Annotated in this window: 11 protein-coding genes and 1 pseudogene; 6 read left to right on the forward strand and 6 right to left on the reverse strand. The window is 45.4% G+C overall.

Annotated features, from left to right (window positions below):
• Together AB7U21_RS06810 and AB7U21_RS06815 are read left to right on the forward strand one after the other, a co-directional pair.
• Nucleotides 1–340 (forward strand): GNAT family N-acetyltransferase (locus AB7U21_RS06810; protein ID WP_428387885.1); only part of this gene is annotated, 340 nt, incomplete at its 5' end.
• 24 nt (nt 341–364) lie between these two features.
• Nucleotides 365–1,246, forward strand: coding sequence for a PhzF family phenazine biosynthesis isomerase (locus AB7U21_RS06815; protein WP_333787556.1), 882 nt, complete (start codon nt 365–367; stop codon nt 1,244–1,246).
• Nucleotides 1,247–1,290: 44 nt separating this feature from the next.
• On the opposite strand, the gene AB7U21_RS06820 is transcribed toward AB7U21_RS06815, so the two are convergent.
• Nucleotides 1,291–2,271 carry a radical SAM protein gene (locus tag AB7U21_RS06820; protein ID WP_333787555.1) on the reverse strand — a complete coding sequence of 327 codons (981 nt, stop codon included), beginning with the start codon at nt 2,269–2,271 and terminating at the stop codon, nt 1,291–1,293.
• A 241-nt stretch (nt 2,272–2,512) separates the two neighbouring features.
• On the opposite strand from AB7U21_RS06820, the gene AB7U21_RS06825 reads away from it, so the two are divergent.
• The 4 genes from AB7U21_RS06825 (at nt 2,513) to ppdK (ending at nt 7,884) form a co-directional block, all read left to right on the forward strand.
• Nucleotides 2,513–2,941, forward strand: a complete 429-nt coding sequence (locus tag AB7U21_RS06825) for a hypothetical protein (RefSeq protein ID WP_333787554.1) — start codon at nt 2,513–2,515, stop codon at nt 2,939–2,941.
• A gap of 135 nt (nt 2,942–3,076) precedes the next feature.
• The gene (locus AB7U21_RS06830; RefSeq protein WP_333787553.1) at nt 3,077–3,880 is read left to right on the forward strand and encodes a methyltransferase domain-containing protein; all 804 of its coding nucleotides are present in this window, start codon (nt 3,077–3,079) and stop codon (nt 3,878–3,880) included.
• A gap of 251 nt (nt 3,881–4,131) precedes the next feature.
• A complete protein-coding gene (locus AB7U21_RS06835; RefSeq protein WP_333787552.1) occupies nt 4,132–4,944 on the forward strand; it encodes a nitrilase-related carbon-nitrogen hydrolase in 813 nt (270 codons plus the stop codon).
• A gap of 273 nt (nt 4,945–5,217) precedes the next feature.
• Entirely contained in the window at nt 5,218–7,884 is a 2,667-nt protein-coding gene (gene ppdK / locus AB7U21_RS06840; protein ID WP_333787551.1) for a pyruvate, phosphate dikinase, read from the forward strand.
• 118 nt (nt 7,885–8,002) lie between these two features.
• Here the strand turns inward: ppdK and AB7U21_RS06845 are convergent, their stop codons facing one another.
• The 5 genes and pseudogenes from AB7U21_RS06845 to AB7U21_RS06865 all read right to left on the reverse strand — a co-directional run.
• A complete protein-coding gene (locus AB7U21_RS06845; protein WP_333787550.1) occupies nt 8,003–8,968 on the reverse strand; it encodes a polyprenyl synthetase family protein in 966 nt (321 codons plus the stop codon).
• Nucleotides 8,969–8,990: 22 nt separating this feature from the next.
• Nucleotides 8,991–10,334, reverse strand: a complete 1,344-nt coding sequence (locus AB7U21_RS06850) for an RNase J family beta-CASP ribonuclease (RefSeq protein WP_333787549.1) — start codon at nt 10,332–10,334, stop codon at nt 8,991–8,993.
• Nucleotides 10,335–10,379: 45 nt separating this feature from the next.
• The gene (gene fni, locus AB7U21_RS06855; RefSeq protein WP_428387890.1) at nt 10,380–11,483 is read right to left on the reverse strand and encodes a type 2 isopentenyl-diphosphate Delta-isomerase; all 1,104 of its coding nucleotides are present in this window, start codon (nt 11,481–11,483) and stop codon (nt 10,380–10,382) included.
• Between the two features lies 1 nt (nt 11,484).
• A complete protein-coding gene (locus tag AB7U21_RS06860) occupies nt 11,485–12,276 on the reverse strand; it encodes an isopentenyl phosphate kinase (protein WP_333787547.1) in 792 nt (263 codons plus the stop codon).
• 1 nt (nt 12,277) lies between these two features.
• A pseudogene (locus AB7U21_RS06865) lies at nt 12,278–12,504 on the reverse strand (mevalonate kinase); the annotation flags it as partial.

Below are 12,504 nucleotides of genomic sequence, written 5' to 3' on the forward strand. Positions count from 1 at the left end.
GTATTTTAAGGAGAATGTGCATCGCAAGAACGCAGAACTGGGTTATTATCTGGCTGAGGAATACTGGGGAAAAGGTACCATGACAAAAGTGGTAAGGCGTATGACACAATACCTGTTCGGGAACTTCGATATAATAAGGGTTTATGCCCAACCCTTTGCCAGAAATACAGCATCAAGGAGAGTTCTTGAAAAGGCAGGCTTCAGGCTTGAAGCAGTCCTGAAGAACAATATCATCAAAAATGATGTTGTGCAGGATGGCTGCATATATGCTGTCCTCAAAGATGAGTTTAAGAGTACGGCTGAGTGCACTTTTTTGACATGTGGACCAGAAAACATGTAGATGTCCTGAACTAAAAGGGATTCTATGAGAGAATATAATTATAAAAAAATTGATGCTTTTACGTCGGAAAAATCCCTTGGTAATCCTGCAGCATGTATTTATCTGGAGGACGATCAAACGCTCACGGACAAGGAAATGCTGAATATTGCAAAGCAGCATAAAGGATGTGTATCAGAGGTTGTGTTTTGCAGGAAATACCATGAAAGCCAGTTTGAGCTTACATATTACTCTTCAGAGTGCGAGGTTGATCTTTGCGGACATGGGACCATCGCCTGCATGTATAGCCTGATAAAAAGCACTCCAAAGCTCTTGGCCATGGATGAATTGCTCATTTATACTCGTAAAAAAGGAGCTTTGAAGGTCTATAATAAAATACTCGAACAGGATGCTGTATATATTTCAGCTCCTAAGCCAATATTCATCGGAACAAAGCTGTCCCTGGAACTCATTGCGCAGAATTTGGGCTTGGAAAGTTCTAAACTATCAAATAAGTATTCTGTTGATGTTATCGATGTAGGACTTGTGACCCTGATAGTTCCTGTCGAAAACCTTTCAGACGAAATCAATATGTTTCCGGATGAACAAAGTCTTAAGAAATTCTGCATGGAGAGCTCAATTGACATCATATTGATCTTTTCAATGGAAGTAAAGGATAAAAGAAACTTTGCTCATACAAGAGTTTTCGCGCCTAAATTCGGTTACCTGGAAGATCCTGCCACGGGTTCAGGTAACAGTGCTTTTGGTTACTACATGCTAAATAACAATATGTGGAATGGCAATGATATTTTTATTGAGCAGGGCGGTGCAAGCGTGGAATTCAACATTGTAAAACTAAGGACTCTAAACGGTACTTTGCTTTTCGGTGGTAGTGCCACAGATCGTATTGTAGGTAAGTACTATCTGTAAAAATAAAAAACTTGAATGGGATCGAAAGTATCAATTTAGCCCCTTTATTCCATATCCGAATGCGGATTAACATCGCATCCAGTACATGGAAGGCACATTGTCCGGAATGTATCGGCACGCAGACCATATTCGTCCAGTTTCTCACGCAGGAAACGGGTCAGACGCATGAGCCTGTCAGCAGATGGTCGTTCTATGAATACCTCGCCTTTTCTTAAGGGATGAGGACTGGCAGCCCTGAGGATAGGGACCACGCCCATTTTCACAAGCTCCTCGATGCCTTTCATGGCAGACTCATCGGTTTCCCCCAGGCCGATTATAAAATTCGAGCACACTTTATTGCGACCGAAGATCTCCACACCTTCACGCAGACCGGCAAGCACATCTTCCAGACCGCCTCCCGGACAGACTTTGTTGAATATATCCCTGTCCATGGTCTCTACGTTGTATTTGAGTTCATCAGCACCGGCATCTCTGAGCCTGCGGGTGGAATCGTTTGTGGGATAGACTGAAACGCCTATGGGCACGGTATATCTTTCCCTGAGCCTGCGGATTAGCTCTTCAGCTCTGTCAACTTCTTTTTCAGGAGAGATCTCTACACCTGATGTTATGGAGATCGCATGCATCCTGCCGGTGGCATGGGCCCTTTCTATCATTGCAAGCATCTCGTCCATAGTCTTGACCTTACCCTGCAGTTTAGGCACCGGACAGAACTTACAGTCAAATATGCATTTCTCGCACATGGTAATAAAAGCCTGGTCCGGACAGTGAATGAGTTCTTCTTCAATGATACCACGGGCGATCTCCTGGCCGTTTTTCGTGATCACAAGCTCTTCATTTTCTGTTTTACCTTTGAGAGGAGATCCTGAGTTGATCCCGAGGCGTACCCGGTGTCCACCGGAACTAAAGAAAAAAGCCATTTTTCCTGCACCGGGACCTGCAGTAGGTATGGTGGTGCGGCCCAGCAGGCAGGGGTCCATATCCACAGAACCTGCAGCAATGAGTTCGGCTTTTACTTTGGGTCTCATGGTATTACCTATAAGCTGATGCTCTACAACTATCCCGCGAAATACTTGATTCTTTCTGTCAGAGAGATCGCCTTAAGTACGGCTATAAGATATAATGTATTATATTATTTTGATTTGAATACAATATTTAGTACGATAAAAACAAAGAACTCATATAACATAAGATGTACCTTTTTATACTACAATAGTATTTTATGTGACATAGAGCATTTTGTCCGGAGAGTCTATAAGGGGAGAAAAAATGTCAACTGAAGCTGTTGTGGGTTCAGCATGCAATACGCTTTCAAAGGAATTGAAGAGGCCAAACGGATTCAGCATCATGCTTACAATACTGATGTTGGGAGTTTTTGGACACCTGCTCCAGACCATGCCTCAAATACCGGCTTTTATATTCGGAAAAATGATATATGGACTTGTAGGCACCGTCTTAGCTTTTATCTCCGGGATCATCGGACTATTTATTACATATGGGTTCTATAAGCTCAAAAAGATCGCATGGACACTCGGATTGCCATGGCTTCTGTTAGAAGGTGTCAACGGCTTTCTTTCCTTGTTCATATTTCCTCCAATAACGGTTAGCTCCTTGATCATAATAGCAACCAGTTCGTTGATAACAGCCATACCAGCACTACTGTATATCCTTTCCAAAAAAGAGTACTTCATTTGCTGAAATTTTTGGAGACTATTCTCTTAGTTTCTTCCTGTTAGTTTCTTCCTGAATATGATCCAATGAATGTGTTGCAGCAACCTAATATAACCTAGTGTGCAATGGAAGTTCCACAATTAAAGAAAAAGCAGGGAGAACATGAATAACAAATACGTCCACGGCTACTCCGAAAGAGAGGCTTTGAGGCTGCATGACCAGGCGATGACACTGGAGGAACTGCTGCACAGCGATACCCATTACCAGCCAGGGGAAAAAGTGCTGGAAGCTGGCTGCGGTATTGGTGCGCAGACCGTTATCCTCTCAAAGAACAGCCCGGGTGCTGATATCACTTCCATTGACATTTCCGATGACTCTCTTAAACTTGCCATGCAGCGGGCTAAAACTCATGGTCTTTCCAATGTAAGCTTTCGGCAGGCAGACATTTTCAACCTGCTCTTTGATGATGAATGCTTTGATCATGTATTCGTGTGCTTTGTGCTGGAACACCTTGAGCATCCCTTGGAAGCTTTGAAGAAGCTCATGCGGGTGCTGAAAAAAGGCGGCACCATCACGGTCATCGAGGGAGATCATGGCTCATGTTTCTTCCACCCGGAAACCGAGGCAGCACGCAAGGCATGGAACAGCCTGATAGTCTCGCAGGCTATGCTCGGCGGCAATTCCCTTGTGGGCAGAGAGCTATACCCACTGCTTAAACAGGCGGGTTTCAGGGATGTGAAGGTGTCACCCCGCATGGTATACAGCGATGCCAGCCGCCCTCATATGGAAGAAGGCTTTGTAAGACTGACCATCATCCCCATGGTGGAAGGAGTGAGGGAAAAAGCCATCCGGATGGACATCATCGATGAGGAAACATTTAACAGGGGGATCGAAGACCTGCATAGGACAGCTTCTGAAGAAGGGACATTCAACTATATGTTCTTTAAAGGTGTGGGGAGGAAATAAATCATTTCATTACTTTTTCAATCAATTCTAGCCTCATTAAATAGTCAATCAGTCACTAATAATTAAAAACAAGCTCAATAGCTTATTTGGGCTCTGTGGAAAAACTGTATGTTAACCGAACCACAAGAGTTCACAGAGCATGAAAAATGCTGCTAAGTTTTAGACTGTTTTAAGACAGAAGGGTTTAAAACAGATATAGATAGTCTCTTGATCAACTAGTGATCCTCACTTAAAATAAGGAGCATTGGAAAATGGCAACTATCAAGGTCTCCTGTATTCAGATGAACATAACACAATGTTCAAAAGAGAAGAACGTTGAAAAAGCTCTTCTTATGACAAAGGATGCAATAGGTTCAGGTGCCAGGATAGTAGTGTTGCCTGAAGTGTTCTCAACAGGTTTCTGTTATAAAGATCTTGAGTCGGTTGCTGAAACCTCTCCATCTCAGAGAGTTGAGGAATATCCTACCATAGAGAGGCTATTACAATTCTCAAAAGTGCACGATTGTGTACTCATAGGCTCGGTCGTTGAAAAAAGGATGGAAAAACCCGATCTGACCAGATACCATAATCTGGGCTTTTGTATCGAATCTGGAGATCTGGCCGGAACTTACAGGAAAACCCATCTGTATGGACTGGAAAAAAAACATTTTTCAAGGGGAGAGAATATCGCCCCGATCAGACTTGAAAGGAACGATATAACTATCGGACTCCAGATATGCTTTGATCTGCGGTTTCCTGAGATATCAAGAAAACTGGCACTTGCGGGCGCAGATATTCTGGTCACGGTTGGCGGATTTGCAGAACCCAAAGCCGGCCAGTGGAAAGCACTTGCTGCTTCCAGGGCAATAGAGAACCAGATACCGCATATTGCCTGCAACCGGGTAGGCACTGCTCCCTTTGCATCATACTTTGGTAAGTCCATGATAATCAATGCATGGGGAAACATGAAAGCAGAAGCTGAGGGGGATGAGTGTTTCATCATAGGGGAGATAGATACGGATGAAACAAAAAGGATAAGGGGCAAGGTTTCGCTCTTGGATGACAGACAATTGGACCTGTACTAAAAAGTAGATGTGCAGTTTCCAAAAAAAACTGTTAAATATTGTGTTTTATTCCGAATCAGGTAATAGGCATATATGTAAACCGCATCCTGTGGAACCAGGCTAAAAAAGAGGTATATGATATTGAAGAGCCCCATGGTACATGATATTGAAGAGCCCCATTATTTTTTAGTGATGACCACAACCTTAAATATTAATACAACAATTGTGCTGCATTCCATACATAATCCAACCATTGAACTATATCTGATGCATCGGTCCCAGGGAGGAAAGTTGGTGGCAGACAACAAATTCGTTTACTTTTTCGGCGGTAATAAGACAGAAGGAAAAAACAGTATGAAAGACCTGCTGGGTGGTAAAGGCGCAAACCTGGCAGAAATGGCCAATCTTGGAATTCCGGTACCACCTGGTTTTACCATCACGACCGAAGTCTGTGTGCAGTATCTTAAAGACAATAAATATCCTGAAGGACTGCTGCAACAGGTGGATGCTGCTATCGTAAAGCTTGAAGAGGTCGTTGGGAAGAAATTCGGCGACGACAATAACCCATTGCTGGTGTCCGTGCGTTCCGGTGCAAGGGTTTCAATGCCGGGAATGATGGACACTGTCCTTAACCTTGGAATGAACGATAGGTCTGTCCTGGGTCTTGCCAGGAACACTGACAACCCCAGGTTCGCTTATGATAGTTACAGGCGTTTTCTGACAATGTTCGGAGATGTTGTTCTCGGCATAGAACATGATAAGTTCGAACATGCATTGAGTGATAAAAAACACGCTTTAGGTGTGAAACAGGATACTGAGCTCGATGTCAATGCTCTAAAGGAACTTGTGGAACAATTCAAGCTGATCATTGAAAAGGAAACGGGAGAAAAGTTCCCCCAAGATGCACGGAAACAGCTCATGATGGCCATAGAAGCGGTCTTCCAGTCATGGAACAACCAGCGTGCCATAACATACCGTAAACTGAACAACATCCCTATGGACTGGGGTACAGCGGTCAATGTACAGGCAATGGTCTATGGGAACATGGGAGAGACATCCGGAACGGGAGTTGCCTTCACAAGGGATCCCGGAACCGGCGAGAAACACTTCTTCGGGGAATATCTCATCAATGCCCAGGGAGAGGATGTCGTAGCAGGTATCAGGACCCCAAAGCCTATTTCCACTCTAAAGGAGGCAATGCCTGCTGCCTTTGAACAACTTGAAGGGATATATATAAAACTGGAAAATCATTTCCGCGATATGCAGGATATTGAGTTCACCATTGAGCAGGGCAAACTCTACATGCTGCAGACCAGAAATGGAAAACGCACTGCTGCTGCTGCTATAAAGATCGCGGCAGACATGGTCGCTGAAGGTCTTATCGATAAGAAGACCGCGCTTTTACGGATAGAACCGAACCAGATAGACAAACTACTGCATCCGATGATCGATCCCAAGGCGACCCTGCAGGTAGTGGCAACAGGGTTACCAGCATCTCCGGGAGCTGCAGTGGGTAAGGTTGTTTTCACTGCGGAGCATGCTGAAGAGATGGCAGAGTCCGGTGCAAAGGTGATCCTTGTACGTGCAGAAACATCTCCTGAGGATATAGGCGGAATGAACGCTGCAGAAGGTATCCTTACAGTGCGCGGCGGAATGACATCACATGCTGCAGTAGTGGCCAGAGGTATGGGAAAACCCTGTGTTGCCGGATGTGGTGAGATCTCCATCGATATAAAGAAAGGAGTATTCTCTGCAGGCTCCTGCTCAATCAATGAAGGAGATTATATCTCCATTGATGGTTCAACCGGTCACGTTATAGTGGGCAAGGTCCCCCTGATCACCCCTGAGGTAAGCGGAGAGCTTCGGACAGTGCTGCAATGGGCGGATGAAGTGAGAACCCTGGGTGTAAGAACAAATGCTGATACTCCTTATGATGCCACTGTTGCCAGGGATTTCGGTGCCGAGGGTATCGGACTATGCCGCACGGAGCACATGTTCTTCGGCGAAGAGCGTATTCCCGTTGTGAGGGAAATGATCATGGCTGAAAGCGAAGCCGCAAGAAGGAATGCTCTTGCAAAGCTTCTTCCCATGCAGAGAGAAGATTTTGTAGGCATATTCCGTGCTATGGAAGGATATCCGGTAACCATCCGTTTGCTTGATCCTCCTCTTCACGAGTTCCTCCCTAACCATGAGGAAGCTCTGGAAAAATTAATGGAGCTTGAGAGCAAAGGTGCTCCTGCACATGAGATCAATAGAGTGAAGAAAGTTATGGAAAGGATAGAGTTCCTCAAAGAGATCAACCCTATGCTTGGTTTCAGAGGATGCAGGCTTGGAGTCGTCTATCCTGAAATATATGAGATGCAGGTGCAGGCCATTATTGAAGCAGCCTGTGAACTTACCAGGGAAGGCATGACGATAGTGCCAGAGATAATGATCCCTCTCATATCTCATGTTAAGGAACTTCAAATCGTTAAGAAGCAGGTTGTAAAAGTAGCAAGTGCTGTCATGGCAGACAAAGATGTGAAAATAAATTACAAGATCGGTACCATGATAGAACTCCCAAGGGCAGCCCTTACTGCTGACAAGATAGCTCGTGAGGCGGAATTCTTCTCCTTTGGTACGAACGACCTCACACAGACGACCTTCGGTTTCAGCAGAGATGATGCAGGTAAGTTCCTGCCCGCTTATATAGAGCAATCCATACTGGAACACGATCCTTTTGCTGTGCTTGACCAGAGCGGTGTGGGTGAACTTGTAAAAATAGGTATCGATAAAGGCCGGTCCACCCGACGTGATCTGAAGATAGGCATTTGTGGCGAACACGGGGGAGAGCCCAGTTCTGTGATCTTCGGACACAAGGTGGGCCTCAATTACGTCAGCTGTTCACCTTTCCGTGTGCCTGTGGCCAGAATGGCAGCAGCCCACGCAGCACTCCAGGAAGAAGAAATGAACAAGAAGTAAGGTAATACAGGGTCTTTCCCGACCCTGTTCATGAGTTTTTTAAACTTATAGCTTAATTAAGGTACTGTTTTAAATAATAGGTTAAATACAAAATTTTGGGCCAGTAATATGGCCCGATTCAATAAGATCGCTCTACCATATAATCTGCTATTGCAAGCAGAATATCTTTTGCCTGTGAACCGTCGAGCACATCGAGTTTCGCTTTACCGTCACGGATGTATGAAAGAGCTACATTTCGCGCATATTCGATAGAACCGGCTTCTTCAAGCTGTCTGATAGCATCTTCCAGCTGTCCCTTTGAAGCCTTGCCCTTGCCAAATATTTCCAATTTCAGGCCGGAGTTGAGGGCATGAATGGCTATGAGGGTTTTTTTCCCTTCCATAATATCGCTTCCCCTTACTTTGCCCAGCACTTCTTCAGGGGTCACTATATCCAGCACGTCATCATATATCTGGAAAGCAATACCTATCATGCGGCCAAATTCGTACATCTGTTCAGCCACTTCAAGGGAGGAACCTCCAAGCAATGCACCTATTTTACATGCAGCTCCATAGAGCACAGCGGTTTTCTTCTCCACCATTTGGAGGTACTCGTTTTCAGAGACCACACCCTTATGCTCGAATTCCACATCCAGCCACTGGCCTTCACATATCTCTGTGCACGTCCTTGCCAGGATATCGATGCATTTTACAATGCGTGCGGGATCGTTATCCATGCGGGTTATGATCTCAAAGGCTCTGGAGTATAATGTATCTCCTGCAAGGATAGCTCCGGGTTCACCCCATTTTACATGCGCTGCGGGCATTCCCCTGCGTACATCGTCCCTGTCCATGATATCATCATGCATCAGAGTGAAATTGTGTACCAGTTCCACAGCAACAGCAGCAGGCAGGACTGTCTGAAGATCGGACCCAACAGCTTCTGCGGCCAGTATGACGGCTGCAGGCCTAAGCCTTTTTCCGCCTGCATCAGGCAGGTATCGTGCAGCTTTATATAGTTCTTCGGGGTGTTTAATGGGGAGCATTTCCCGTATGCCCTCATCCACATGCACACTCCGTTTCTTGATCTCTTCTATCAGGTTCATGATACCTCGACTTGATGCGGTATTAGTCCTCTATATATAGTTCCTCTCCGTTCCTTAACAGGTGGAGCGTATCTCCCAGCACGTAGCCTGCATCTTCTGCCATCTCTATATATGCAGAATGCATTTCAATGGTCCCGTGAGCAGGGATAACATGTTCAGGTTTGACCATCCTCAGTAGTTCCCAATGATCTTCCCTGTAGGCGTGTCCTGACACATGCACATTATCATATATCCTTGCACCTTTCATTCTGAGCTTTGTTTCCAGAGCATAGCGGTTAGCCTGAGTGAGGGGATTCGGTATCACATTAGCAGAAAAAATGATCTTATCTCCGGGTTCTATCATGTAAGGCAGATCACCGTTCGCTATGCGTATCAATATGGAACCGGGCTCTCCCTGATGTCCGGTAACAATAGGCAGGTATTTGTTCTTGCCTTCTCTCATCACCTTTTCCAGAGCCTTTTCAACTTCACGGCGCTGACCGTATATCTCTACATTCCCCGGGAGCTCAACGTATCCCAGTTCTTTAGCTGTGCTCATGTACCTGTCCATGGACCTGCCAAGCAATATAGGTATACGTCCCATTTCTTCAGCGAAGGAGATAATGGAGTTCAAACGTGATATGTGAGAAGCAAAGGTGGTTATTATCATTCCCACATCCGATTCCTCGGTACCCAGCAGCACGTCCTTTACAAGGTCATGTGCTATCTGTTCTGAAGGCGCTTTACCTGAACGTCCGGCATTCGTACTTTCGGTAATAAGCGCAATAACTCCCTCTTCTCCGAGGGCTTTGAGCCTGTTGAAATCCGGAGCTTCTCCTAAAGTAGGTGTCCTGTCCAGTTTGAAATCACAGGCATACATAATAGCACCTTTGGGAGTGTGGATCACCACGAACACCGTATCTATTATGCTATGTTGTGTATTGATGAACTCTACAGAGACATCTTTTGTTATTTCGTAGGTCTCTCCTGCCTTCATGGAGATAAGATTGTTCTTCACACCGAATTTGCGTTCTGAATCTATCTGATGTTTTATCAGCGCTGTTGTGTATGGTGTACTTATGATAGGTGCAGTGTAGCGATGTGCCAGCTTCGAGATAGCACCAATGTGGTCAAGATGACCATGTGTGCATACGATAGCCCGCACATTCCCGTTGACATCGTTCATTATTGTATCATCGGGTATGGCTCCCATATTAATAAGCTCAAGGGAGTGCATCTTATCTATTTCTACATCTTCATGTATCTGCACCCTGTCCAGCCGCAGACCCATATCCAGGATGATTATATCCTCGTCAACCCTTATGGCAGTCATGTTGCGGCCCATTTCATTATAGCCGCCAACTGCTATTATTCCGATTTCTGTCATGTTAATTCCTCAAATTCTAAATATATTGTTCCTTACAAATGACTGTCATACGACCTGTAATTCGCTACGGTCAGAGCGTAGAGCGAACTCCTTTACATTGAATCCGCGTAATTCAAGGTATTCCCTTGTCCACCCGGTGATCACGGTGGGTGCTATGTGCAATCTGTGCAGGTCCTGACATCCGCAGAGGAACATCGCTACCTTAAGCTCGTTCATCATAAGCTTTAACCTCTTAAGCACCATCTCTTTACTTTCAAGCGCCGGAGCAACAAAAGGAAGTGCAGCACTGGCCACACTGGCACCGATAGCTATTGATCTGGCGATATCCATACCTGTCCTTATCCCGCCGGTAGCTATCACTGGTAAAGATACATTGCATTCCACTACACTTGCAGCTGTGGGGATACCAAAGTCCCAGAACAGTTCACCAAGCATTTCTGACATCACGTCCTTTCTGTCCCTTGCCCGGTATACTTCTACTCCAGACCAGCTTGTACCCCCGGCTCCGCCGACATCAATGGCAGCAACGCCTGCTTTTTTCAACAGCCATGCATCCTCATGGGAAATTCCAGCGCCTGTTTCCTTTACAATGATAGGTATGTCTAAAGAGCAGATCTCTCTGATAGCATCAAGAGCACCGCTTGCATCGGTATCCCCTTCCGGCTGTATTGCTTCCTGCAAGAAATTCAAGTGTATCGCCATTGCATCTGCATCAAGCATTTCCACCAGATCTTCTATTTTTTCTATGCCATATTCTTTTATCTGGGCAGCTCCGATATTTCCATAAATAAAAGCATCGGGTGCCACATCCCTCATGATGGAAAAAGATCCTGCCTGGGCCGGGTCCTCGATAGCAGCTCTCTGGCTGCCTACACCTATACCGATACCCATTTCTTCAGCAGCCTGTGCAAGAGCAGCGTTGATGGGTCTTGTATCAGGATGTCCTCCCGTGATAGATGCTATAAGAAAAGGCGCGTTCATGCTCTTTCCCAGAAAATTCGTATGAAGGTCTATATCCTCTATATCAAATTCCGGAAGGGCCCGATGCACTAACATTACGTCTTCCAGGCCAGTTCCCTTTACCCGTGACTCTACAGGACTTGAAGAACATAGCTTGAGATGCTCTATCTTTCTCTGGGATGTACTCATATTAAGACCTGCATTCATATTGTTCATGTGTTATAGCTGTGCCTATTTTCTCGCCTTTTAGAAAACGTTCGATATTACCAGGTTTCGAGGCATCGAAAATATGTGAAGTTATATAGCTGCTGTCACTGAGTTCAAGCATCTCTTGAACTTTACCCAGCATGCCTCCTGTAACATCAGTGTTTTCTGAGCCTCTGATATGCTTTTTTACATTCTCGAAGTTTTTGGGTGTTATTATAGGGATGGTTGAACCCTTATCGTCAAGAACCCCTTCCGTTGCGCTCCCTATACCTAAAAGACCTGCTTTCATCTGCTTTGCAAGATAAGGAACTATCTGGTCCCCGGAGATCACGGATGTTCCAAGACTGTTATCCATCACCACATCTCCGTGCAAGACCGGGATGATACCTCGTTCCAACATGCAATATATTTGGTCAAGGAACATGGTCTGAATTCTTCCATTATCGGCAAGCATGCAACACATTGGATGAACTCCCACAGCGCATATGCCATTCTCATTGAGTATATCAACTACCATACTGCAGAGCCCTTTCACTGAAAGATGGGTTATGATAGAACCAGTAGCATTGAACTGTTCATTAATGGAGAACTTTTTTGCCTGAGGATGACCAAAAGAACCTGCTCCGTGCACAATTATGAGCTTTCCCTTGAAACCGGATATTTCCTGAGCTATTCTACGTATCTCATTTACTCTGACCACACCATCGTCAGCTCGTTTGTCAGTAATGACACTCCCGCCGATCTTAAGCATGGTTAGACTTTCCGACGAAACCATATCAATGCTCCACTCTTACTCCATGTTCAGTTATTCTGGTTATGATGGCCTCTCCTCCGGCCCTTGTTATTGCCGAAGCCACATCTTCCACACCAGAAAGGTGAGTTAGTGCTACCATACACCCTCCACCTCCTGCACCTGTTATCTTTGCGCTGTATGCGCCCGCGCTGCGAGCTGCATATATAAGATCTGCAAGCTCCGGACTGCTGACACCGATAGCATCAAGAA

Origin of the sequence: Methanomethylovorans sp. (genome assembly GCF_050177135.1) — an archaeon.
Classification (GTDB): Archaea; Halobacteriota; Methanosarcinia; order Methanosarcinales; family Methanosarcinaceae; genus Methanomethylovorans.